We start from the raw sequence: 24,493 nt of genomic DNA on the forward strand, positions 1-24,493 counted from the left end.
CTAAAGAACCGTTCTCGGCTGGAACAGATATGGAGCTGAGAATGATCGAGCGGCATGGAGTATCCTTCGAAGACCCCTTGGTTGTGGAGAATTACATCCACCGCCCTCCCTATCCGCAAGGCGTGTACGACACGCTTCTGTCCATTACCCCGCATCGCAATTGCCTTCTGGATCTGGGGTGCGGGACCGGTAAAATCAGCCGCCCCCTGGCCCGGCATTTCACTGATGTCGTTGCTGTTGACCCTTCGGAAGCCATGATCGATCTGGCCCGGCGGCTCGAGGGTGGGACGGCGGCGAATATTCGATGGGTTACTGGTCTTGCTGAAGATTACGACACTGCGGCGGATGGCAGGTTCGACCTCATGGTCGCCGCTGCAAGTATTCACTGGATGGATCACAGCCGCCTGTTTCCGCGGCTCAGGATGCTGGCATCCGAACTCCACAAAGTCGCGATCGTGACGGGCGATACGCCGTTCGAGCCTGCCTGGGCTGACGACTGGCAATCGTTTCTGGCGAAATGGGTTCCCATCGCTACGGGCGAGAAGTTCGACCACGACCGGAAAGACGAAAAACGCTCCCGTTACAAGGCATTCCTGCATATCGAGGGTACGGAGTTTTTCAGTTCGGAGCCGGTCGAGCAGAGCATTGAAGACTTCATTCTCTGCCAGCATTCCAGAGACACATTCGCGCCATCTCGGCTTGGCGAACTGTTGCCCCGGTTCGATGCGGAGCTGCGCGACATTCTGGTGCCCCATGCCACCGATCAGACGCTGCGCTTTTCGGTGCGTTCGCAAGTGCTATGGGGCACGATCAGACAGGTTTAAGCCGCCTGCCACGCGAAAGTCGCGGTGGGATTATCCTCTCACTCCCGCAGCGTATCCGCCACCAGCGCGTTGGCGTGGCCATGGCCCATGCCGTGTTCCTGTTTCAGCCAGGCGACCAGTTCCATGTGTTTCTTGCCGCTCTGGGCACGGATCAGCTCTTTCCACTCGGCAATCGGCCGCCCGTATTTGGCTTCGATGGATGGAAAGTAGGATGCGGGGCCCTTTACCGGAGTGGTTGTCATGATGCCTCCCAGACATGAACGGTTCTTCCGACAAGTGATAGCACGAAAGAACGCGGTGTCACCGCCCGTGGATGCTATTGACGGCATTTGCTTCAGAACCGAAGCCTCAGCGAAACCCTGCACATCTACCATCTGGTCGGCGGTGGCATGACCATTGCCGGGATCATTCTCGTTCAACGAAAAGCCACCAGTGCGAAACCCGGCGCGAAGGCATTGGCCAGATAGATATCGCCAAGACAGAAAACCCCGCAGCGCCATCGCGCCACGGGGTTTTGATGTGTCGCACCTGAAAAGGCGCAGATCAGTCTTTCGGGTCAGGTTTTGCCTATCGGCAGACCTTTTCCTTCTTGGTGATCGGCCGGCCGAAGCGGTCTTTGGCTTTTACCAGCACCGTCTTGCAGTGAAGTTTCGGCTTTTTCGACGGGCCGCGTTCGACCTGTTTGGCCGGCTGGCGCGGCGGCGGTTCCTGGGCGATGGCCGGCAGGGCAAAGGCCGTTGCGACAACGCAAGTGATTGCGAGGGTGAGACGTCTCATTTCAAACTCTCCTGTCTTTCTGAAATCCGGCAAAACACGCAAACGCCGCCATAGCTGCCGCCGCTATGACCACGGTCATCGGCAGCGGCGAGTTGTTCGCCATCATGCCGACGAGGCCGCTGACCAGTCCGGCGATGCCGAACTGCAGAACGCCAAGTATCCCCGATGCCGCGCCCGCATCCTTGCCGCAGGCCGCCATCGCGAGAGCCGTGGAATTGGCGGCAACGACCGGCACGTTGGCAAGGCACAGGGTCAACGGGATCATCAAGGTGATGAGATCCGCCGCCCCCGAGAGCGCCACCGTTGCAGCACCGGTGACGACGAACAGCAGCAGCGAATATTTCAGGACGGTCGCGAGCGGATGCCGACGCAAGAGGTAGCCGTTGATCTGCGAGCCGACGACCATGGCCACGGCGTTGGCGGCGAACACCCAGCCATAGGTTTGCTGCGACAGGCCGTAGAGGTCCATCATCACATGCGGCGATCCGGTGATGAAGGCGAAGAGACCGCCAAGCGCAAAGCAGCCGACCAGGGTGAACAAAACAAACTGCCTGTTCTTCAGCAGCTTGAGATAGGTTCTGCCGGTCTCGCCGATCCGTTGCGGCTGGCGCTTTTCCGGCGGCAGCGTTTCGCGAAAGGCAAAGCCGATCGCAAACAGGCTGGCGGCGGCAATGGCGGCAAGCGCCACAAAGATCGCCTGCCATCCCCAGGAGATCAGGATGTAGCCGCCCAGGATCGGCGCCAGAATGGGCCCAAGTCCGGTGATCAGCATCATGTGCGAGAGCACCCGCGCGCCTTCGGTGGCATCGAACAGATCGTTGATGGCGGCGCGGCCGATGACCATGCCGGAGCACGCCCCGACCGCCTGCAGCAGACGCAACCCGTTGAAGGTGACAATGTCGGGTGCAAACGGCATTGCGACCGAACTGAGCGTGAAGACGGCCATACCCGCCATCAACGGCAGTTTGCGCCCGAACCGGTCGATCAGCGTGCCATAGATGAGTTGGCCGAACGCCATGCCGATGAAGAAGATCGACAGGCTGAACTGGACCTGCCCGGCCGAGGCCGAAAGGTCGGCGCCAATCGCCGGAAACGCCGCCAGATACATGTCCGTGGCCAAGGGCGTGACGGCTGTCATCGCCCCGAGCACCAGTATGGTGACCAGATGGCCTCGGGAGGTTGCGGGAGACGCGGTGTCCATCGTCATCGCATTGCCACCCGAGGGCCGCTGGCCGGATCGACCACCGCCGGTTTTTCGACATCGACCGTGCCCGTCCAGCCGCCACCGAGCGCCTTGTGAAGCGCAATGTAATAGGTGGCGATATTGGCCTGGCTCGAGATCAGCTCTTCCTCGGCCGAATAAAGCGAGCGTTCGGCTTCGAGAACGTCCAGACGGTCGATCGCACCATCGACATTCAACTGACGCGACAGTTCGGCCGCTCTCCGGTAGGCGGCCACCGAGGCCGACAGTCTGGCGCGGCGTTGCTGCGACTGCGTCAACGCCACGACCGCATTTTCCACGTCCTCCATCGCCGACAGCACGGCCGACTGGTAAGCTACGAAATACTGGTCGCGCTGCGCCTTCGCCACATCCACGGCAGCCTTCAACTGACCGCCCTGGAAGATCGGAATGGAAAGACTTGGCCCGAATGCCCAGCTGATCGTCGACTTTTTGCCGAGGTCGGAAACGCTGCTCGCCGTCGTGGCGATATCGCCGGTAAGGCTGATCGACGGATAACGGTCGGCTTCCGCCTTGCCGACCTTGGCGGTGTATTGCGCCAGCGCGCGTTCTGCCGAGCGTACGTCCGGACGTCCGCTCACGACATCGGCCGGAATGCCGATACCGGCCGCCATTTTCGGCGAGGGTATCTTGCCGGCCTTCGCCATCAGCGGCTGCAGCTCTGACGGTGCCTTGCCAAGCAGCACGGCGAGACGGTTGACCGACTGCATGTAGGAAATGCGGTAGGAAGGAATATCCGCCTCGGTCGAAGCCGCCTGCCCTTCAGCCGTTGCGCTGTCCACGCCCGTTGCAGCCCCAGCCTGCACCTGGTCGCGGGTCAGTACGGCTGACTGGCGTTGCGATTTTGCGGTGCGCTCGGAAAGCGCCACCAGAGCCTGATATTGCCGCGCCTGAACGTAATAGGACGTGACGTCACCGATCAGTGTCACCAGCGTATCCGCCAGATCTTCGTCTGCCGCCTGTGCCGCATAACGCGCGGCTTCCGCCGAGCGCCGGTTGCCGCCGAACAGATCGATTTCCCAGCTTGCGTCGAACCCGGCCTGCGCCTGGTTGTAGACGGCCGTTTCACCGGAGCTGGCCGTGCGGTTGCGCGTGCCGGACGCGGAACCGTTGACGCTCGGGTAGAAAGCCCCCGTCTGCTGGCGATAGGTGGCGCGGGCTTCGCGAATGCGGGCCTTTGCACTGGCGACATCCAGATTACCGTCCACCGCCTGCGCGACGAGCGTGTTCAGCAAGGGATCGTTGAGCTGGCGCCACCACTCCGTCAGGTTTGGTTTCTTCGCCGCCGCCCCGGCTTTCGCGCCGCCCCCCCAGCTGGCGGGCACAACAAGATTGGGCTTCTGGTAGTCAGGGCCGACAACGCATCCGGCAAGCAGAACTGCCAAAATGGACGCAGAGGAGGCCTTAACGCAGGTCGCAAGACCGCGCTTGAAGGTTGGATTGAGCAAATGAGCGTTCCTTACGCTGGGGTGGTTATTCTGCCGGCGCGACGGGGATCGCGGCGGGTGTTGCGGCTTTCGACCTGAAGATCCTGCGCACGATGACGAACAGCAGCGGAATGAAGAACACACCCAGCACCGTTGCCGAAATCATGCCGCCCATAACGCCGATACCGATCGAGTTCTGTGCACCGGAGCCAGCGCCATCGGCAACCGCCAGCGGCAACACGCCGAGGATGAAGGCAAGCGAGGTCATCAGGATCGGGCGAAGACGCTGGCGTGCGGCCTCGAGCGTTGCTTCCACCAGGCCCTTGCCATGCGCCTGCTGTTCGATGGCGAATTCCACGATCAGGATCGCGTTCTTCGCGGCAAGACCGATGGTCGTCAGCAGACCGACCTTGAAGTAGACGTCGTTGGTCTGCCCGAACATGGTTGCCGCAACCACCGCCCCGAAAATGCCGATCGGCACAGACAGGAGAACGGCAAAGGGAATGGTCAGGCTTTCGTAAAGTGCTGCCAGCGCCAGAAACACCACCAGAACCGAGATCGCATAAAGCTGCAGGGCCTGGTTGCCGGAAAGGCGCTCCTGCGCCGACAGGCCGGTCCATTCATGCGCATAACCGGCCGGCAGCTCCGCCATCAGGCTGTCAACCGACGACATGGCTGTACCCGAGCTGACACCGGCTGCGGCCGACCCCTGGATTTCCACGGCAGACGCACCGTTGTAACGTTCCAGACGCGGCGAACCATAGGTCCATTTGCCCGTCGAAAAGGACGAGAATGGCACCATCGTCTCGCTGGAATTACGGGCATACCAGCGGCTGAGGTCTTCAGGCTGCATGCGGAAATCCGTTGCACCCTGCACGTAGACCGGCTTCACGCGGCCACGGTCGATGAAGTCGTTGACATAGGTTCCGCCCCACGCGGTCGACAGCGTGGTGTTGATGTCGGAGAGGTCGAGGCCGAGCGCGCTCGCCTTCTTGTCATCGATCTGGATCGAATATTGCGGCGTGTCTTCCTGGCCGTTCGGTCGCGTTCCGCTCAGCTGCTTATCCTTGGCGGCAGCGGCGAGAAGCTGGTTTCGGACATCGATCAGTTGCGCGTGACCGGCACTGTTGTTGTCCATCAGGTAGAACGAGAAGCCGCCGGATGTGCCGAAGCCGGGAATGGCCGGAGGCTGCAATGCAAAAGCGCTGCCATCGGTAAATCTGGAGAATGCCGCCATGGCGCGACCGGCAATGGCACCGGCTTTCGCCTTGTCATCCGTACGTCCGGCAAAATCCTTCAGGCTGACGAAAGCGATGCCGACGTTCTGGCCCGCGCCGCCGAAGCTGAAGCCGACGGAAGACATCACGCCTTCGACATAGTCCTTCTCGTCATTGAGGAAGTAGTTGGTGACGTCGTCCAGCATCTTGCGGGTCCGGTCCTCGGTCGCACCCGGCGGAAGCTGGACGCTGGCGATGAGCACACCCTGGTCTTCATCCGGAATGAACGAGGATTCCATGCGCGTGAAGACAAGTCCCGTGACGACGACGATGGCCGCAAAGATCACCAGGAATACCGGGCTGCGGCGAATGATGCCGCCGACGCTTTTCTGGTAGCCCTGGGTGGTCTTTTCAAAGCCGCGGTTGAACCAGCCGAAAATGCCCTTGTTCTTTGCGTCATGCTTGGGTGGACGCAACAGCGTTGCGCAGAGCGCTGGTGTGAAGATCAGGGCAACGCCGACCGAAAGGACCATGGCCGAAACGATGGTGACCGAGAACTGGCGATAAATGATGCCGACCGATCCGGAGAAGAACGCCATGGGAATGAACACGGCCGACAGCACCGTAGCGATGCCGATCAGCGCGCTGGAAATTTCCTTCATCGACTTGATCGTGGCGGCCTTGGGGTCCAGCCCCTCCTCCTCCATGACGCGCTCGACGTTTTCGACAACGACAATCGCGTCGTCCACCAGAAGGCCGATGGCCAGCACCATGCCGAACATCGTCAGTGTGTTGATGGAGTAACCGAACAGCGACAGGATGCCGAAGGTCCCAAGCAGCACGACGGGAACGGCAAGGGTGGGAATGATGGTTGCGCGGAAGCTCTGCAGGAACACGAACATCACGACGAAGACCAGAACGATGGCTTCACCAAGCGTCTTGACCACGTCTTCAATCGACAGTTCCACGAACGGGGTCGTGTCGTAGGGGTAAACCACTTCGACATTCTGCGGCATCGTCGGCTTCAGCGCCTCGATGGCCGCCTTGACGCCGTTGGCGGTGTCAATGGCGTTGGCGCCGGTGGCGAGATTGACGCCGAGACCGCTGGCCGGCTGGCCATTGTATTTCGTCGTGGTGGTGTAGCTTTCCGCGCCGAGTTCGACGGTTGCCACGTCGCTCATCTGCACGACGGAGCCGTCCGTCAGGCTTTTAAGAATGATGTTCCTGAATTCTTCAGGGGTCTGGAGACGGCTTTTCGCCGTAACCGTGGCGTTGAGCTGCTGGCCTTTGCGCTGCGGCGCGGCACCGAGCTGCCCGGCCGAAACCTGGGTGTTCTGGGCCTCGATGGCCGAGGTGACATCGCCAACCGTCAGCGAATATTTCGACAGTTTGTCCGGGTCCAGCCAGATGCGCATGGCATAGCCGGAGCCGAACATCTGAGTGTCGCCAACGCCTTCAACGCGGGCAATGCGGTCCTTCAGCGTGCTGTCGATATAGTCGGAAATATCCGTGGAGCTGAGTTTGCCGTCCGTCGATACGAAGGCGGCGATCAGCAGGAAGCTGGAGGTCGACTTCGTCACGGTGATGCCGGCCGTCTGAACGGCCGTGGGCAGGTTGGACTCCACCTGCTGCAGCTTGTTCTGCACCTGCATCTGCGCGACATCGGGGTCGGCCTTGTTGGTGAAGGTCAGCTCGATCGAGGCTTCGCCGGTCGATGTGGACGTGGCAGTCATGTAGTCGAGATTGTCGATGCCGGTCATGCCCTGCTCGATGACCTTGGTCACCGAGTTTTCGACCGTCTGGGCGTCAGCGCCGGAATAGCTGGCGCTGATCGTTACCGAGGTCGGGGCGATCTGCGGATATTGCGAGATCGAGAGACCGGTGATCGACAACACGCCTGCCAGCATCACGCAGACGGCGATCACCCATGCGAAGATGGGGCGGTTGATGAAGAACAGAGACATCAGTGCTGCGCCTCCGTCAGGCTGGCGACCTTGTTGGGCGTGTTGATGGACGCAGCCTTGAGTTCGCCGGTCGCATTGTCGATGGTTACTTCCTTCACGTCGACATCCTGGCCGATCTGCGTGCGCTGCGTACCCTCGACGATCACCCGGTCGCCATCTTCGACACCTGCTGTCACCAGCCAGTTGTTGCCGATGCTGCGGTCCACCGTCAGGACGCGCTCTTCGACCTTGTTGTCCTTGCTGACGAAACGTGCGGTCGGCTCACCCTTGGTGTTGCGCGACACGCCGCGCTGCGGCACCAGATAGCTGTTTGGCGCAACGCCTTCCTGGATCACGGCACGCACATACATGCCCGGCAGCACGATGCGGTCGGGGTTTGGAAACTGCGCGCGAAGTTTGACGGTACCGGCCGATTCATCGACCGTCGCCTCGGCAAATTCCACCGTGCCGGTCTTGGCGTATTCCTTGCCGTTGTCGAGTTTCAGATTGACCGAAACGTTGATGCCCGAAAAACGCAACTGCCCCGCATCGACGGCCTCTCTGAGATCGAGGATCTTCGAGCTGGCCTGCGTCACATCGACATTGATCGGATCGAGGCTTCTGATCGTTGTCAGCGCCGTGGTCTGCTCCGCCGTGACAAGCGCGCCGACAGTAATGGCCGAGGCATCGACGCGGCCGGAAATCGGCGCGCGGATCTTGGTGTATTCGAGATTGATGCGGGCTGTCTCGACGCTCGCCTTGGCCGACGCGACATCCGCCTTGGCCTGTGCCAGCGTCGACTTCGCGTCTTCGAGGTCCTGCTCGCTAACGGCGTTGTTCGATGTCAGGCGACCGTAACGGTCGACCTTGGCCTGTGCGCTCGGCAGAGCCCCTTCCGCCTTCTGCAGCGAGGCAACGGCGCTGTCATAGCTCGCCTGGTAGGTCGCGGGGTCGAGTTCGTAGAGGACGTCGCCCGCCTTCACCTCGCTGCCCTCCTTGAAATTGCGTTTGCGGATAATGCCGCCGACCTGCGGGCGGACCTCTGCTTCCAGCGAAGCGGATGTCCGGCCCGGCAGCTCCGCCGTAATGGCCACGTCCTGCGGGTTCAGCACCACGACACTGACATTGGGCTTGGCGGCTGCGGCCGGTGGAGTTGCCGCTTTTTCGTCGCTGCAGGCGGCAAGCGCTGCACACACAAAAAACGCGAAACCTGCTGCAAAAATGGGTTTTGATCTGGGGGGCACGGGTGTTTACCTTTTTCTGTAACGGTGGGTACAAATAATCAATTTGCGGTAAGAGTCAACGCGTGGTAGGAAAACGACCATGGAAAATGCACCACCCGACACGCCAGAAAAGCCGGCGGAACGCAGCCGCGGCAGGCCGAAAATCTATAGTGATGAGCAGCGTCGACAGACGATTCTGGACGAGGCGCGGCGCACCTTCACCGAGGAAGGTTTTCGCCGCACGACCATCGCCAAGGTCGCGGCGCGCTGCAAAATTTCGAAGCAGACCATCTACGAATCGTTTGAGAGCAAGGTCGATCTGTTCAAGGCCGTGGTGGGCGATCACCGCCGCATGATGCTGGACCTGCCCCGCCCTGCCGATGAAGATGCACCTGTCGATATCGTCATCGAACGTATCTTTCGCATCGATATCGACGAGGAAATGGATGCGGAACGCGACAGCTTTCTCTCGATCATTTTTGCCGAGTCGAAAGAAGTGCCTGAACTGTTCGATTTCATCCGCGACGAAGGCGCCGATCCTTCAAGGCGCGATTTGGTCGACTGGCTGAAAAATCAGATCGAGCGTGGGAGGCTGAAGATCGACAACCCCGAAAGTGGGGCGCGCATGCTGATGGATATGCTGCTCGGCCCAACCGGACCCGGCCGCCGCGACTGGGCCACATTGGAAGACCGCCGCCGTCACCTCAGATGGTGCATCGACTTCTTCATGGCCTCGGCCGCGGCCAGGTGACGGATGCGGTGATCGCGTAAAGGAACGAACCGCCGCCATGACACGTCCTTACTATGAAGCGGCCATTCAGGCACTCGGGATCATGGAGGCGCTTGCGGCCTACGATCCACATATCGCCGGAACACCCCCTCTGGGTGTGCATACCGAAAAGAGCGATATCGACATCCTGTGCCATGCGACTGACCAGCAATCCTTCCTGCGGGACGTCGTAAATTTATATGGAGACCGCAAGGCGTTTTGTGTCTGGCAGTGGACGTCGAGCGAGCAGCCAATCATCGCAAGCTTTACTGCAGAAGATTGGGACTTCGAAATATTTGCCAGCCGCCTCCCTGTGATCGAACAGGCGGGATGGCGTCATTTTCAGATCGAGAAACGCCTTCTCGCCCTCGGCGGCAATGCATTCAAAACGAAAATTCTCTCGCTCCGAAGCGAGGGATTGAAAACCGAACCGGCGTTCTGGAGCGCTCTGCAGTCCGCCGGTGATCCCTATCTGGGATTGCTGGACCTTGAGGCTGCTTCGGACGAGGAACTGCGCGGCAGGCTCGCCGAAGCCGGATTTGTGTGACGGCTGGATATGGAATCTGCTGCAAAAGCTCTACGCTCCACCTAAAAAAACGCCCCGGAATGCGCTGGCATCCGGGGCGTCTGTCTTGTCATGCGGCTGTCTGTGTCTTGGCCGTCGATGTATCAGTCAGATGTTTTCCGAAGAACGGTACGATTTCCTTGAGCGCCTTGCCCACGGGTCCAGGCTTGTCGTAGAGGTCGTAATGCGACCAGTCTTCCAGCGAGACCAACTGGCGGTCTGCCGATGCTGTTGCGCGGCCGTAGATCTCCATGCCGTCCCGATACGCGCCGAATGCGCCGACCTTCTGGCCGATCACGACCATGACCGGCTGGGTCAGCAGGGTTTCGGCAAATGCAAAGGCATCCCATGCCAGTGTTTTCTGCGCGTGTGAGAACAGCATTCTTGTCCAGCCGCCGGGCTGTCTGCCGCGCTCCGTCTTGTAATAGTCGGTCGCTTCGAACACGTCGCGTTCGGTCAGTCCGTTCTCCCGGGCAACATCGGGGCTTGCCGGCAGCAGCTCGTTGACCTGTAACTCCCCGCCACGTGCCTCGATCGTTCGTTGCGCCGCCATGGCGCTGAGCGCGCCGAGCGGATTGTATCCGCTGAAACCTTCGCGGAACAACCGGCCGATATTGACGCCGGTGATGCTGACGACGGCCTTGATGCGCTTTTCCGTCAGGGTGGCGTTGAGGGCGTAACCACCGCCGCCGCACACCCCGAGCACGCCGATCCGGTCGTCATCGACATAAGGCAGGCTTACCAGATAATCGATCACCCTGCTGACGTCTTCGACACGCTGCGTCGGGTCCTCTATCCAGCGCGGCGCTCCGCCTGAAGCCCCTTGAAAACTTGCGTCATAGGCAATGACCACATAGCCCTGTTCGGCCAGAGCCTTGCCATAGACATTGCCCGAAGTCTGCTCCTTGCAGCTTCCGAAGGGGTGGATGCTGACGATGGCGGGATATGTTCTGGTTTCCACGAAACCAGGCGGAAAGTGAATGTCCGCCGCAATATGCCAGGCCATGTCGGCATTCTGAATCTGTACGGTTTTCATGATCTTTCTCCCGAAAAGCAGGAGCGCCTCGTCTGCCCGTTTCGCTCATGCGAGGCGCGCTGTTGTTATTCTGCAGCCGCTCTGGCGACCGATCCTTCAAGCGTCCGTGTGAAGAAAGGGGCGAGAACCGACACGGCCTCGTCGACGTATTTTTCGCCGTCATACAGCTCCATGTGGTTGGCACCTTCAACGACATGCAGCGACTTGTCTCGGCTTGCGGCACGCTTCAGGAGGTCATCGCTCATCCACTTGCTTCCGGCCTTGCTGCCGGCAACGACCTGCAACGGCTGTGTCAGATAAACCTCGGCCATGTGGTAGGCGTCATAGGTGATGATCTGGTTGAGGCTGCGCAGCGTCGCAAAACCGGGTGCGGTCGGGCATTCGGCGCGGGGCGTGTGGTAATATTCCCATGCCTGACGCAGTTCTTCATTCGGCGAGTCCTCTTCCTTCAGCGGAGCAAGCGGCATCTGTCCCTTCTGGGCGCTTGCCGCATCGGCCGTACGGGCATTCGATCCCGCCTCGATATAGGGCAAGGCGTCGATGTCCTTGACGTTGTTTTCCCAGCCGTTGCGGAACATCGAGCCGATGTTGACCGCGCTCACTGTGCCAACGGCCTTGATGCGGCGGTCCTGAATGGCGGCGTTGGCGGTGTAACCGGCGCCGGCGCAGATGCCCATCGCGCCGATGCGGGTCTGGTCGATATAGGCAAGCGTCGTCAGGTAATCGATAACGGCGCTGACATCTTCCGTGCGGATATACGGGTTTTCGAGCTGGCGCGGCTCACCGCCGCTTTCGCCCTGATAGGAGGCGTCATAGGCAATCGTCACGAAACCTGCTTCGGCAAGCTTGCGGGCATAGGTGCCGGCGGTCTGTTCCTTCACGCCGCCGCCGGGATGGGAGACGACGATGGCGGGATACTGGCGGTTCTCATCAAAGCCTGCGGGGAAGTTGATGACGGCCGACATGGTGATTTCAGGGTTATTCGAATTGGTGAAGCTGATCTTTCCCATGGTCATATCCTCCTTGTTGGTCTGGTCTGTCGTGCACCAGAAGGGATGACTGGAAATATAGATCCATCTCACCTATCACTCTATGATAGAGAATTGCATGAACCTATCACTGAGGTGATAAATGAAACGCGATGAAATGGCGGATCTGACGGCTTTTGTCGTTGTGGCGGAAGAGCGCAACTTCACCCGCGCCGCGCTGAAACTCGGCCTGTCCCAGTCCGCATTGAGCGGCATCGTCAGGCGGCTGGAAGAAAGGCTCGGCGTGCGGCTTCTGGCGCGCACCACCCGCAGCGTCGCGCCGACCGAAGCCGGGGAACGGCTGGTGCAGACGCTGGCGCCGATGCTGCGCGATCTCGACCAGCGCATTTCCGAACTCAGCGAGTTCCGCGACAGTCCGGCCGGCACGATCCGCATCACCTCGGTCGAACATGCGGCAAAAACCATCATCCGCCCCGCCGTCACCAGACTGCTGAGCCGGTATCCCGACATCAATGTCGAGGTCGTCGTCGATTACGGGCTGGTCGATGTCGTCGCCGACCGTTTCGATGCGGGTGTTCGTCTGGGAGAGCAGGTCGCGAAGGACATGATTGCCGTGCGGATGAGCCCGGATGTACCGATGGCGATCGTTGGCTCCCCTGCTTATTTTAAGCGGCACCCGCTCCCGGAAAATCCCGAACAGCTTGTCGATCATCGCGCCATCAATTTGCGGCTGCCGACCACAGGCGTGCTGAACGCGTGGCGGTTTATCGACAAGGGGCGTGAGATCAGGGTCCATGTCGATGGTCCGCTGGTCTTCAATACGATTGAACTGATCCTCGATGCGGCAATCGACGGGCTGGGGCTGGCCTATCTGCCGCTCGATCAGGTGACCGGGCATATATCCGCCGGCCGTCTCGTCAGGACGCTGGAGGAGAGCACGCCTCCCCTGCCCGGTTACCACCTCTATTACCCAAGCCGCCGACACTCCTCCCCGGCCTTCAACCTGTTTGTCGACGCGGTTCGCCACCGAAGCTGAAAACCTTCTTTGTGCCTCGTTTGGTGCTGATCCGGCGGATGCCATCAGCACCGCAATGCCAGTGCCGTCTTGTCTTGTGGCTGTGCCCTTGCGACCCCAAATAGCCGGGAGACATTTGCAGCGAGTATCCATGATCCCGACTTTGCCTCTCGAAACGCAACGCCTGATCCTTCGCCCATTCCAGCCGCAGGATTTTTCCGCCTATGCGGATTATCATGCGCGCAGCGACGTTTACCGGTTCCTCTACGCCGCGCCGCCAGCCAGGGCGGCGCTGGAAGCGCAGTTCACATCGATCCTTTCGGCGGCGTTTCAACAGGATGGCGATACGTTGCGACTTGCCGTCATCCGTCGTGATGACGATGCTTTGCTTGGCGAGGTGCTTCTGAAGATTGCCAGTACGGCAGCACTTCAGGCCGAGGTCGGTTATATTTTCAATCCGGCATATTCGGGAAAAGGCTATGCGACAGAGGCGGTGCGCGCCATGATCGGCCTCGGCTTCGACAGCCTTGGTTATCACCGGATTTTCGCGCGGCTGGACACGCTGAACCACGGCTCCATCGGCGTGGTGGAACGCCTGAAATTGCGCAGGGAAGCGCATCTTGTGCAGAACGACCGCTTCAACGGCGTCTGGGGTGACGAGTTCATTTATGCCGTTCTGAATTCTGAATGGCAGAGCTGAGATGTTGATGGTCTCCTGCCGGTGACAAGGCGGGGTCCGCAATCTCCATCAAGACAACAAAAAACCCCGCGGTGCCATCGCTCCGCGGGGTTTTGATTTTTGCGAGACCTGAAAGCTGAGGCTTATGCCTCGCCTTCCGGTGCCTCCGGCTGCTCGGTGACCTGGTCTTCGACCTCGGCACCATTGCCGTTTTCAGCGTCTTCGTCGCCTTCCGGCTCGTTGATGCGCTCGACCGAGACGACCTTTTCATCCTTGGCCGTCGAGAAGATCGTCACGCCCTTGGTGGCGCGGCTGGCGATGCGGATACCGGCAACCGGTACACGGATCAGCTGGCCGCCATCCGAGACGAGCATGATCTGGTCGTTGTCTTCAACCGGGAAGGCTGCAACCAGTTCGCCGATTTCCGTCGTCTTCGACGTGTCGGTGGCGCGGATGCCCTTGCCGCCACGGCCGGAGGTGCGGAAGTCGTAGGAGGACGAACGCTTGCCGAAGCCCTTTTCGGAAACGGTCAGCACGAACTGTTCGCGTGCCTTGAGTTCCTGATAACGGTCTTCGCCGAGCTCGCCTTCTTCCGTCACCTCTTCGCCAACCAGCGCGATGTCTTCTTCATCGACACCGGCTGCACGGCGTTCTGCGGCCGAACGCTTGAGGTAGGCTGCACGCTCCCATGGGGCCGCATCGCTGCTGCCAACGATGGTCATGGAGATGATGCGGTCGCTGTCGCCCAGATTGATGCCGCGCACGCCAACCGAGTTACGGCCGGCAAAGACGCGAACGTCATCGACCGGGAAGCGGATGCACTGGCCAAGCGCCGTCGTCAGCAACACGTCGTCACGGTCGGTGCAGGTTTCGACGGAGAGGATCTGATCGCCCTCTTCATCCAGCTTCATGGCGATCTTGCCGTTGCGGTTGACCTGCACGAAGTCGCCCAGCTTGTTACGGCGCACCGTTCCGCGCGTCGTCGAGAACATCACGTCGAGGGTTTCCCACGTCGTCTCGTCCTCAGGCAGCGGCATGATGGTGGTGATGCGTTCGCCGGGTTCCAGCGGCAGCATGTTGATCAGCGCCTTGCCCTTGGACTGTGGCGTACCGATCGGCAGGCGCCAGACCTTTTCCTTGTAGACGATGCCACGCGACGAGAAGAACAGCACCGGCGTATGGGTGTTGGCCACGAACAGACGGTTGACGAAATCTTCGTCGCGCGTTGCCATGCCCGAACGGCCCTTGCCGCCGCGACGCTGCGCCTTGTAGGTCGTCAGCGGCACGCGCTTGATGTAGCCGAGATGTGATACGGTCACGACCATGTCTTCACGGGCGATGAGGTCTTCATCGTCCATGTCGGGGCCGCCTTCGACGATTTCCGAACGGCGTGGCGTGCCGAATTCGTCACGTACGGCGGCCATCTCGTCCTTGACGATCTGCTGGATACGCACGCGCGACGACAGGATTTCGAGATACTCACTGATCTCAGCGCCGATCTTGTTCAGTTCGTCGCCGATTTCGTCACGGCCGAGTGCGGTCAGGCGGGCCAGACGCAGTTCGAGGATGGCGCGTGCCTGCTCTTCCGAGAGGTTGTACGTGCCGTCTTCGTTGATGCGGTGGCGCGGATCGTCGATCAGGCGAACGAGGCTTTCGACATCCTCGGCCGGCCAGCGGCGCGTCATCAGTTCTTCACGCGCGGACGCCGGGTCCGGCGCGTGGCGGATAACGCGGATGACTTCGTCGATGTTGGCGACGGCAATGGCCAGACCCACCAACACATGCGCGCGGTCGCGCGCCTTGCGCAGCAGGTACTTGGTGCGGCGGCTGACAACTTCCTCACGGAAGGATACGAAAGCGCGCAGCATGTCGAGCAGCGTAAGCTGTTCCGGCTTGCCGCCGTTCAGCGCCACCATGTTGCAGCCGAAGGAGGTCTGCAGCGGCGTGTAACGGTAGAGCTGGTTCAGAATGACTTCGGCATTGGCATCGCGCTTCAGCTCGATGACGACGCGGTAGCCCTGACGGTCGGACTCGTCGCGCAGGTCGGAAATGCCCTCGATGCGCTTTTCCTTGACCAGTTCGGCCATCTTTTCGATCATCGTTGCCTTGTTCACCTGGTAGGGAACTTCGGTGATGATGATCTGCTCGCGGTCGCCGCGCATCGGCTCGATGGTGGCGCGGCCGCGCATGATGACCGAGCCCCTGCCCGTCTCGTAAGCCGAGCGGATGCCGGAGCGGCCCATGATGAAGGCGCCTGTCGGGAAGTCGGGACCGGGAATGATCTGCATCATTTCGGCTAGCTCGATGGCCGGATTGTCGATGAGCGCGATACAGCCGTCGATTACTTCCGAAAGGTTGTGCGGCGGAATGTTGGTTGCCATGCCGACGGCGATACCGCCAGCACCGTTGACCAGGAGGTTCGGGAACTTGGCCGGAATGACCACCGGTTCCTGAAGCGTGCCGTCGTAGTTGTCGCGGAAGTCGACAGTTTCCTTGTCGAGATCGTCGAGCAGCGCGTGCGCGGCCTTTTCCAGACGGCACTCGGTATAACGTTCAGCCGCCGGCGGGTCGCCGTCGATCGAGCCGAAGTTGCCCTGACCGTCGATCAGCGGCAGACGCAGCGACCAGTCCTGCGCCATACGCGCAAGCGCGTCATAGATGGCAGAGTTGCCGTGCGGATGGAATTTACCCATCACGTCACCGGTGACGCGGGCGCACTTTACGTATTTCTTGTTCCAGTCGATGCCAAGTTCGGACATGCCGTACAGGATGCGGCGATGAACAGGCTTCATGCCGTCACGAACATCGGGAAGTGCGCGCGACACGATAACGCTCATCGCGTAATCGAGATACGACCGCTGCATTTCCTCGATGATGGAAATCGGCTCGATGCCTGGCGGAAGCTTTCCGCCGCCGGGGGGACTTTGGTCAGTCAAAACGGATCACATTCTCTGTTAAGAATCGGATGAATTTTTATAGCGGAAACAGCAAGGTTAAGCCAATTTCCCGGCAAGTTTTGAACAGCCTTTTGCGTCAAATGCAAGACAAACAGCGCTTTTCTCGCCTTCTCCGCCCAAAAGCACCGCTCCTCCCTTTAAAACCGCCATCGACTTGCGTAGGCTCACGGCCAAAATAACATAAGCAGGGGAAAAAATGCCTGGCAGCGAAACGCTCATCAATGCGCTCACCACCCTTCTGGTGACGCTCGATCCACCCGGCCTTGCCCCCGTATTCCTTGCCCTGACCGTGGGCATGACGCGTGACCAGCGCAAGCAGGTGGCGCTGCGCGGTTCGCTGATCGCCTTCGGCATTCTTGCCGTCTTTGCGCTGTGCGGCCTTGCCATTCTCAACCTGCTCGGCATTTCGCTCGGCGCCTTCCGCATTGCCGGTGGCCTGCTGCTGTTCTGGATCGCTTTCGAAATGATTTTCGAAAAGCGCCAGGAGCGCAAGGAAAAGACCTCCGAGATCGCCATCACCAAGGACCATCTGCACAATCTGGCGGTCTTTCCGCTGGCCCTGCCGCTGATTGCCGGGCCCGGCGCCATTTCCGCCACCGTGCTTCTGGCCGGCTCGATGAAAACCACCATCGAGATGGTCATCCTCATCCTGATCCTCGCCTTCGCCATGGCGCTGGTCTATGCGGCGCTGATCGTGGCCGAGCGCATGGACCGCTTTCTCGGCAATACCGGCCGGGCAATCCTGACGCGCCTGCTGGGCGTGCTCCTGGCAGCGCTCTCCGTGCAGTTCGTGGTGGATGGCATAAGGTCCGCCTTCGCGCTGCCATAGCCCGCCCGAAAGGCGTTTTTGCAACAAAATCCTGGAAGTCGGACGAGAGCGGAAATTCCGTTCTTTGATTGCGGCGCGTGCGCGGGTTAAAAGGCGGCCATCGACCAATCGAAAGTGCCTCCCATGCAATCCATGCTGCGCCGCCTCATCCCGGATGCCGCCCCGCCCAGTCTCAAGGAGCGCCTGCGCGCCGCGCTCGGTGCCCTCGTCGGCATTCTTGTCACCGGCCTTCTCGGCAGTCTTGCCTTTCGCTTCGATCCCGCCCTGCCCGCCATGATCGCGCCGATGGGCGCGTCCGCCGTGCTGCTATTTGCCGTGCCTTCCAGCCCGCTCGCACAGCCCTGGTCGATCCTCTGCGGAAATCTGGTGGCGGCCTTCGTCGGCGTCACGGTCGCGCTGCTGGTGCCGGATGTGTTCTTTGCCAGTGCGCTGGCCATCGGCCTTGCCATTGCGGCGATGATGGCGCTGCGCTGCCTGCACCCGCCAAGTGGCGCCGTGGCGCTGACGGCCGTTCTCGGCGGCCCTGCCGTGCACGATCTCGGTTACGGTTTCCTGCTTTGGCCGGTCGCCGGCAATTCGCTGATCCTGCTGGCGCTGGCGCTGCTCTACAACAACATGACGGGCCGCCCCTATCCGCACTCGATCAAGCCCGCAGCCTCCAGCCACGGCGCCGGCAATCTCGGTTCGATCCAGAAGATCGGTTTTGCCTCCAGCGATCTGGACGAGGTTTTGAAGGAATACGACCAGGTTCTCGATATCGACCGTGACGAGCTGGAACTGATCCTGCGCAAGACCGAACTGCGCTCCTACCGCCGCAGGGCCAGTCACCTCGATTGCGAAAGCGTCATGACCCGCGATGTCGTGGCTGTCGCGCCGGAAGATTCGCTCGCCCATGCCCATGCGCTGATGCGCAGCCACCATTTCAAGGCGCTGCCCGTGACGAATGACCGGGCCGAGATCGTCGGCATCGTCACGCAGACGGATTTTCTCGAAAAGGCGAGCTGGAACAAGGGCCGGCCGGCAATCGGCTTCGGCCAGCGGCTGCGGCTCATTCTGACCGGCGCCAGGGCGCCGAACGACACCGTCAAGGATATCATGACCTCGCCGGTGAAGACCGTCAGGCCCGACATGGCCGTGGAGGAAGCCATTATCCGCTTTGCCGAGGAAGGGCTGCACTACCTGCCGGTGACAGATCACAACGGCAAGATGGTCGGCATTGTGTCGCAGTCGGATGTCATGGTGTCGATGCTGGCCGACAAGGCCGCCGCCTGAGCACGTACCGGCAATAAAAAAGGTGGCAGCCCTTCGGCCGCCACCTTGTATTCCAGAGCCCGATAAACCCGGTTCTCAGAACGGGATATCGTCGTCCATGTCGTTGGAGAAGCCGCCCGAAGGCTGGCCGCCACGCGAGGAACCGCCACGCGACGACTGCTGGTCGTAACCGCCGCCACCGCCGTAGTTCGAACCGCCGCCGCTGCCACCGCCGTAAGAGCTGCCGCCGAAGTCGCCACCGCCGAAGTCACCGCCACGGCTTGCGCCGCCGCCTTCACCACGACCGTCGAGCATCGTCAGGGTCGAGTTGAAGCCCTGCAGAACGATTTCCGTCGAATAACGGTCGTTGCCGTTCTGGTCCTGCCACTTGCGGGTCTGCAACTGGCCCTCGATGTAGAGCTTGGCGCCCTTCTTGATGTACTGCTCGACAACCTTGCAGAGACCTTCGTTGAACACCACGACAGTGTGCCACTCGGTCTTTTCCTTGCGCTCGCCGCTGTTGCGGTCGCGCCAGGTTTCGGAGGTCGCGATACGCAGGTTCGCAATCGGGCGGCCATCCTGCGTCCGGCGAATTTCGGGATCGGCGCCCACGTTTCCGATCAGAATTACCTTGTTTACGCTGCCAGCCATCTCTTTAATCCTGTCCGCCGGTTGTTCTGCCCGGCCTTTGCATTTCAAAAAATTCCGTTCACAATAACCATCGCAGCCCGCGAAAGGCACCCGCAGACGGGACTCTATCCACAAAGAATAATCCCGTTCCGACCCGCGCGACATTGCCGCTTGATTTTTGTTCTTTTTTTGTTCTATTAAACCCCGAAATTCGAGTCAAGAGAGCTGAAAACCGATTGGCCGATTGGGAATAGACCTCGACTCCTCCGGTTGCGTGCCTACATAAGGGACCGCCCCACCAAGCCCGTTATCAATGTCCGAGCCTTGTCATGAGTGAACTGAAGACGATTTCCATCCGTGGCGCCCGCGAGCATAACCTCAAGGGCATCGATCTGGATCTGCCGCGCAACAAGCTGATCGTCATGACCGGCCTTTCAGGCTCGGGTAAATCGTCGCTCGCCTTCGACACCATCTATGCCGAAGGTCAGCGCCGTTATGTCGAAAGCCTCTCGGCCTATGCGCGCCAGTTTCTGGAAATGATGCAGAAGCCGGATGTCGACCAGATCGAAGGTCTGTCGCCGGCCATTTCCATCGAGCAGAAGACGACCTCGCGCAACCCGCGCTCGACGGTCGGCACTGTCACGGAAATATACGACTACATGCGTCTGCTGTTTGCGCGTGTCGGCGTTCCCTATTCGCCGGCCACCGGCCTGCCGATCGAAAGCCAGACCGTCAGCCAGATGGTTGACCGCATTCTGGCCTTCGAGGAAGGCACGCGTCTTTATATTCTGGCGCCGATCGTGCGTGGCCGCAAAGGCGAATATAAAAAGGAACTGGCGGAGCTGATGAAAAAAGGCTTCCAGCGCGTCAAGGTCGACGGGCAGTTCTACGAAATCGCCGATGTTCCGGCCCTCGACAAGAAATACAAACACGACATCGACGTGGTGGTGGACCGCGCCGTGGTGCGTGGCGACATGGCCGCGCGCCTTGCCGACAGCCTTGAAACCTCGCTGAAACTGGCCGATGGCCTGGCCATTGCCGAATTCGCCGACAAGCCGCTGCCCCCCGAAGAAACCGCAGCTGGCGGTTCCGCCAACAAGTCTCTGAACGAGACGCATGAGCGTGTGCTGTTTTCGGAAAAATTCGCCTGCCCGGTCTCCGGTTTCACCATTCCGGAAATCGAACCGCGCCTGTTCTCGTTTAACAACCCCTTCGGTGCATGCCCGACCTGTGACGGTCTCGGCTCGCAGCAGAAGGTCGATGAGAACCTGATTATTCCCGAACCCGCCCGTACCCTGCGTGACGGCGCGGTCGCGCCATGGGCGAAATCCTCTTCGCCTTATTACAACCAGACGCTGGAAGCGCTCGGCAAGGCCTTCGGTTTCAAGCTGTCGAGCAAGTGGACGGATCTTTCCAGGGAGGCGCAGACCGCCATCCTGCAGGGCACCGAAGAGAAGATCGAGTTCCAGTATCAGGACGGCGCCCGCTCCTACAAGACGGTCAAGAACTTCGAAGGCATCGTGCCGAACCTCGAGCGCCGCTGGAAGGAAACCGACAGCGCCTGGGCGCGTGAGGAAATCGAACGTTACATGTCGGCAGCGCCCTGCCCGGCCTGCGCCGGCTATCGCCTGAAGCCGGAAGCGCTGGCCGTCAAGATCAACAAGCTGCACATCGGCGAAGTCACCCAGATGTCGATCCGCACGGCGGGTGCCTGGTTCGAAACCCTGCCGGCGACCTTCAACGCCAAGCAGAACGAAATCGCCGTGCGCATTCTCAAGGAAATCCGCGAACGCCTGCGCTTTCTGAATGATGTGGGGCTGGATTATCTCAGCCTGTCGCGCAACTCCGGCACGCTTTCGGGTGGCGAAAGCCAGCGTATCCGCCTTGCTTCGCAGATCGGTTCCGGCCTCACAGGCGTTCTCTACGTTCTGGACGAGCCGTCGATCGGCCTGCACCAGCGCGACAATGCCCGCCTGCTGGAAACGCTGAAACATCTGCGCGACATCGGCAACACGGTAATCGTTGTCGAACATGACGAAGACGCCATTCTGACGGCTGACTATGTCGTCGATATCGGTCCCGCCGCCGGTATTCACGGCGGTCAGGTCATTGCCGAAGGCACGCCGCAGGACGTGATGGCCAATCCGAAATCGCTGACCGGCAAATATCTCTCCGGCGAAATGGGCGTGACCGTTCCGTCCGAACGACGCAAGCCCAAGAAGGGCAAGGAGATCAAGGTCGTCGGCGCACGCGGCAACAACCTCAAGAACGTCACGGCCTCCGTGCCGCTTGGCGTGTTTACGGCGGTGACAGGCGTTTCCGGCGGTGGCAAGTCCACCTTCCTCATCGAAACGCTCTACAAGTCTGCCGCACGCCGGATCATGGGTGCGCGTGAAATCCCGGCTGAACACGACCGGATCGACGGTTTCGAATTCATCGACAAGGTGATCGATATCGACCAGTCGCCGATTGGCCGCACGCCGCGCTCCAACCCGGCCACCTATACCGGCGCCTTCACGCCGATCCGCGACTGGTTCGCCGGTCTGCCGGAGGCAAAGGCACGCGGTTATGCACCGGGCCGGTTCTCCTTCAACGTCAAGGGCGGCCGCTGCGAGGCCTGCCAGGGCGATGGCGTCATCAAGATCGAGATGCACTTCCTGCCGGATGTTTACGTGACCTGCGACGTCTGCCACGGCAAGCGCTACAATCGCGAAACTCTCGACGTGACCTTCAAGGGCAAGTCGATTGCCGACGTTCTGGATATGACCGTGGAGGAAGGTGTCGAGTTCTTTGCCGCCGTGCCGGCGGTGCGTGACAAGCTGCAGTCGCTGTTCGATGTCGGTCTCGGTTACATCAAGGTCGGCCAGCAGGCCAATACCCTGTCGGGCGGCGAAGCCCAGCGCGTCAAACTGGCCAAGGAGCTGTCCAAACGCTCCACCGGCCGCACGCTCTACATTCTCGACGAGCCGACCACCGGCCTGCACTTCCATGACGTGAAAAAGCTTCTGGAAATGCTGCATGCGCTGGTGGAACAGGGCAACTCGGTGGTGGTGATCGAGCACAATCTCGAAGTCATCAAGACGGCCGACTGGATCATCGATATCGGCCCCGAAGGCGGCACCGGCGGTGGCGAAGTGGTTGCGGCCGGCACACCGGAAGCCATCGTCAAGGTGGAACGCTCCTACACCGGCCAGTTCCTGAAAGAACTTCTCGAACGCCACCCGGCGGGAAAGCAGGTGGCGGCGGAATAACCGTCGCCCCTTGAACCGATCACACCGATACATTCCCAGGGAGGAAACAGCACATGGCCACGTCAGGCACGATCCGCACCGGCATAGGCGGCTGGACATTTGAGCCCTGGGAAGGCACCTTTTACCCGGAAAAGCTGGCCAAGAAGCGCCAGCTTGAACATGCCAGCCGGCAACTGACGGCCATTGAGGTCAACGGCACCTATTATGGCAGCCAGAAACCGGCAACCTTTGCCAAATGGGCATCGGAAGTGCCTGACGATTTCATCTTCTCGCTGAAGGCCAGCCGCTTTGTCACCAACCGCAAGGTTCTGGCTGAAGCGCAGGAATCCATGACCCGGTTTCTGACGCAGGGGCTAACGGAACTGGGCGACCATCTGGGCCCGATCCTCTGGCAATTCGCGCCGACCAAGAAGTTCGAGCCAGATGATTTCGCCGCCTTCCTGGCGCTCCTGCCGGAAAAGCAGGATGGCATCAAGCTGCGCCACGTCGTTGAAGTCCGTAACCCGACCTTCCAGGTGCCGGAGTTCATAGATCTGATCGCGAAGCACAATGTCGCCGTCGTCTGCGCCGACCACCACGATTACCCGATGCTGCCGGACGTGACGGCCGATTTCGTCTATTGCCGTCTGCAAAAAGGCGAAGACGACATTCCGACCTGCTACCCTCAGACGGAAATCGACCACTGGGCAAAACGCATCAAGACCTACGCGGCCGGCGGCGCACCCGACGATCTGCCGATGATTGCCCCTGATCGCAAGGCCGAAAAACAACCCCGCGACGTCTTCGCCTTCTTCATCACCGGCGGCAAGGTCAACGCCCCGAACGGTGCACAGGCCCTGCAGAAGATCGTTTGATCGTTTCAATGGTGGCAGCGGTTCCCGTGAACCGCTCTACCCGGTTGGAGTATCCGTGGCAGTTCAGGTCCTTCCCACCGCTTTGGGCACCTGCCCCTGCCCCTGCCATTGTATCTCATCAGACGTAGACGTTGCCTCCATGCTGGCTTCGATGAGCAGCCCCATCGGAACGGGTGCATTTCGCCAATAAGAATAGCTTGAGTGCGGTTTATGGCACTCTCGCATTGACCTCCACGCGACAAGTCGGTTGTTATTCCGCGTCGACATGGGACTGGCCCGGCAAATGTGGCCGTCAGTTCTGTGGTATCGGGGCGAATGCGAGGACAGACATGGACTTCATGAAGTTGCTGAAATCCCTTGAGGATCTTCTCTACGAAATGGTGTCCTGGCTCGTTTTCTATCCCATTACGATGTGGCGGTCGCTCACCAACCCGCTGCGGATGATGCAATATGCAGACGAGGAACTGGCGGATCGTCCCGAAGAACAGTACACCGACACGCTCAGTCCCCCGCTTTTCCTGCTTCTGACCCTTCTGGTGGCGCAGGCTATCTCCGCCGCTATACCATCCATCTACGCCGATGCTGCCCTCCCAACGCTCTTGGCGCCCACCGCCAATCTGCTGCTGGCCCGGGGGGTAATCTTCGGCGTGCTGCCCTTGGTGATGGCGGTGACGCTGGTCCGGAGAAAATCCACAAGGCTGACGAGACAAACCCTGCGACCACCGTTCTACAGCCAGTGTTATGTCGCCTCGTCCTTCGTCTTCGTGGCCGGGATCGGTCTGGACCTCATGCTCATTCCCCATCATCTCGGCTTGACGGCGGGCATTGCCCTCTTTGCCGTGGCGACGCTCTGGTATGGCGTAGCTCAGGTGCGCTGGTTCAAACACGATCTCGCCATCAGCACGTTTCGTGCCGTGGCGCTGTTTGCCGGAAGGTTCGTCATCGCGATCATCGTCATCCTTGCCGTAGCGCTGATGATCGGCTGGACACTGAAAAACTGGAAGTGAAACCACGGGC

20 protein-coding genes are annotated in these 24,493 nt (G+C 60.5%); 10 read left to right on the plus strand and 10 right to left on the minus strand.

Annotated elements, in window-relative coordinates; genetic code table 11:
* Nucleotides 1-41: 41 nt before the first annotated feature.
* Nucleotides 42-824 carry a class I SAM-dependent methyltransferase gene (locus HWX89_RS16590; protein WP_138795040.1) on the plus strand — a complete coding sequence of 261 codons (783 nt, stop codon included), beginning with the start codon at nucleotides 42-44 and terminating at the stop codon, nucleotides 822-824.
* Between the two features lie 38 nt (nucleotides 825-862).
* Here the strand turns inward: HWX89_RS16590 and HWX89_RS16595 are convergent, their stop codons facing one another.
* From HWX89_RS16595 to HWX89_RS16620, 6 genes are all read right to left on the minus strand, one after another.
* Entirely contained in the window at nucleotides 863-1,066 is a 204-nt protein-coding gene (locus HWX89_RS16595; RefSeq protein ID WP_178340806.1) for a DUF4287 domain-containing protein, read from the minus strand.
* Nucleotides 1,067-1,391: 325 nt separating this feature from the next.
* Nucleotides 1,392-1,601: a hypothetical protein gene (locus HWX89_RS16600; protein WP_138795038.1), complete on the minus strand. Its 210-nt coding sequence runs from the start codon at nucleotides 1,599-1,601 to the stop codon at nucleotides 1,392-1,394.
* Nucleotide 1,602: 1 nt separating this feature from the next.
* On the minus strand, nucleotides 1,603-2,808 hold the full coding sequence (locus tag HWX89_RS16605; protein ID WP_138795037.1) for a multidrug effflux MFS transporter: 1,206 nt from the start codon (nucleotides 2,806-2,808) through the stop codon (nucleotides 1,603-1,605).
* Entirely contained in the window at nucleotides 2,805-4,289 is a 1,485-nt protein-coding gene (locus HWX89_RS16610) for an efflux transporter outer membrane subunit (protein WP_138795036.1), read from the minus strand. The genes HWX89_RS16605 and HWX89_RS16610 overlap by 4 nt, the downstream gene beginning before the upstream one ends.
* Before the next feature lie 25 nt (nucleotides 4,290-4,314).
* Complete coding sequence (locus tag HWX89_RS16615; protein ID WP_138795035.1) at nucleotides 4,315-7,449, minus strand: efflux RND transporter permease subunit; 3,135 nt, start codon at nucleotides 7,447-7,449, stop codon at nucleotides 4,315-4,317.
* Complete coding sequence (locus tag HWX89_RS16620) at nucleotides 7,449-8,672, minus strand: efflux RND transporter periplasmic adaptor subunit (protein WP_138795034.1); 1,224 nt, start codon at nucleotides 8,670-8,672, stop codon at nucleotides 7,449-7,451. Before HWX89_RS16620 ends, HWX89_RS16615 begins: the two co-directional genes overlap by 1 nt.
* A 79-nt stretch (nucleotides 8,673-8,751) precedes the next feature.
* On the opposite strand from HWX89_RS16620, the gene HWX89_RS16625 reads away from it, so the two are divergent.
* Nucleotides 8,752-9,402 carry a TetR/AcrR family transcriptional regulator gene (locus tag HWX89_RS16625; protein ID WP_138795033.1) on the plus strand — a complete coding sequence of 217 codons (651 nt, stop codon included), beginning with the start codon at nucleotides 8,752-8,754 and terminating at the stop codon, nucleotides 9,400-9,402.
* A 37-nt stretch (nucleotides 9,403-9,439) separates the two neighbouring features.
* Nucleotides 9,440-9,967 carry a DUF4269 domain-containing protein gene (locus tag HWX89_RS16630; RefSeq protein WP_138795032.1) on the plus strand — a complete coding sequence of 176 codons (528 nt, stop codon included), beginning with the start codon at nucleotides 9,440-9,442 and terminating at the stop codon, nucleotides 9,965-9,967.
* Nucleotides 9,968-10,055: 88 nt separating this feature from the next.
* On the opposite strand, the gene HWX89_RS16635 is transcribed toward HWX89_RS16630, so the two are convergent.
* Both HWX89_RS16635 and HWX89_RS16640 read right to left on the minus strand, forming a co-directional pair.
* On the minus strand, nucleotides 10,056-11,021 hold the full coding sequence (locus tag HWX89_RS16635; RefSeq protein ID WP_138795031.1) for an alpha/beta hydrolase: 966 nt from the start codon (nucleotides 11,019-11,021) through the stop codon (nucleotides 10,056-10,058).
* 65 nt (nucleotides 11,022-11,086) lie between these two features.
* Nucleotides 11,087-12,103 carry an alpha/beta hydrolase gene (locus HWX89_RS16640; RefSeq protein ID WP_502707602.1) on the minus strand — a complete coding sequence of 339 codons (1,017 nt, stop codon included), beginning with the start codon at nucleotides 12,101-12,103 and terminating at the stop codon, nucleotides 11,087-11,089.
* A 49-nt stretch (nucleotides 12,104-12,152) separates the two neighbouring features.
* On the opposite strand from HWX89_RS16640, the gene HWX89_RS16645 reads away from it, so the two are divergent.
* Nucleotides 12,153-13,046, plus strand: coding sequence for a LysR family transcriptional regulator (locus HWX89_RS16645; RefSeq protein ID WP_138795030.1), 894 nt, complete (start codon nucleotides 12,153-12,155; stop codon nucleotides 13,044-13,046).
* A 130-nt stretch (nucleotides 13,047-13,176) separates the two neighbouring features.
* On the plus strand, nucleotides 13,177-13,725 hold the full coding sequence (locus HWX89_RS16650; RefSeq protein ID WP_138795029.1) for a GNAT family N-acetyltransferase: 549 nt from the start codon (nucleotides 13,177-13,179) through the stop codon (nucleotides 13,723-13,725).
* A 122-nt stretch (nucleotides 13,726-13,847) separates the two neighbouring features.
* Here the strand turns inward: HWX89_RS16650 and gyrA are convergent, their stop codons facing one another.
* Nucleotides 13,848-16,640 (minus strand): DNA gyrase subunit A, encoded by a 2,793-nt coding sequence (gene gyrA / locus HWX89_RS16655; RefSeq protein ID WP_138795028.1) that lies wholly within the window; start codon nucleotides 16,638-16,640, stop codon nucleotides 13,848-13,850.
* A 217-nt stretch (nucleotides 16,641-16,857) separates the two neighbouring features.
* On the opposite strand from gyrA, the gene HWX89_RS16665 reads away from it, so the two are divergent.
* The gene (locus HWX89_RS16665) at nucleotides 16,858-17,490 is read left to right on the plus strand and encodes a MarC family protein (RefSeq protein WP_138795026.1); all 633 of its coding nucleotides are present in this window, start codon (nucleotides 16,858-16,860) and stop codon (nucleotides 17,488-17,490) included.
* 123 nt (nucleotides 17,491-17,613) lie between these two features.
* Nucleotides 17,614-18,762, plus strand: a complete 1,149-nt coding sequence (locus HWX89_RS16670; RefSeq protein ID WP_138795025.1) for an HPP family protein — start codon at nucleotides 17,614-17,616, stop codon at nucleotides 18,760-18,762.
* Between the two features lie 75 nt (nucleotides 18,763-18,837).
* On the opposite strand, the gene HWX89_RS16675 is transcribed toward HWX89_RS16670, so the two are convergent.
* Nucleotides 18,838-19,392, minus strand: coding sequence for a single-stranded DNA-binding protein (locus HWX89_RS16675; RefSeq protein WP_138795024.1), 555 nt, complete (start codon nucleotides 19,390-19,392; stop codon nucleotides 18,838-18,840).
* Nucleotides 19,393-19,700: 308 nt separating this feature from the next.
* On the opposite strand from HWX89_RS16675, the gene uvrA reads away from it, so the two are divergent.
* The 3 genes from uvrA to HWX89_RS16690 all read left to right on the plus strand — a co-directional run bounded on the left by uvrA (nucleotide 19,701) and on the right by HWX89_RS16690 (nucleotide 24,483).
* Nucleotides 19,701-22,622, plus strand: coding sequence for an excinuclease ABC subunit UvrA (gene uvrA, locus HWX89_RS16680; RefSeq protein ID WP_138795023.1), 2,922 nt, complete (start codon nucleotides 19,701-19,703; stop codon nucleotides 22,620-22,622).
* Between the two features lie 53 nt (nucleotides 22,623-22,675).
* Nucleotides 22,676-23,476 (plus strand): DUF72 domain-containing protein, encoded by an 801-nt coding sequence (locus HWX89_RS16685; protein WP_138795022.1) that lies wholly within the window; start codon nucleotides 22,676-22,678, stop codon nucleotides 23,474-23,476.
* A 329-nt stretch (nucleotides 23,477-23,805) separates the two neighbouring features.
* Nucleotides 23,806-24,483 (plus strand): permease, encoded by a 678-nt coding sequence (locus tag HWX89_RS16690; protein ID WP_138795021.1) that lies wholly within the window; start codon nucleotides 23,806-23,808, stop codon nucleotides 24,481-24,483.
* The last annotated feature ends 10 nt before the right edge of the window (nucleotides 24,484-24,493 follow it).

The sequence above is a fragment of the Rhizobium sp. RM genome (assembly GCF_013390595.1).
GTDB lineage: Bacteria > Pseudomonadota > Alphaproteobacteria > Rhizobiales > Rhizobiaceae > Agrobacterium.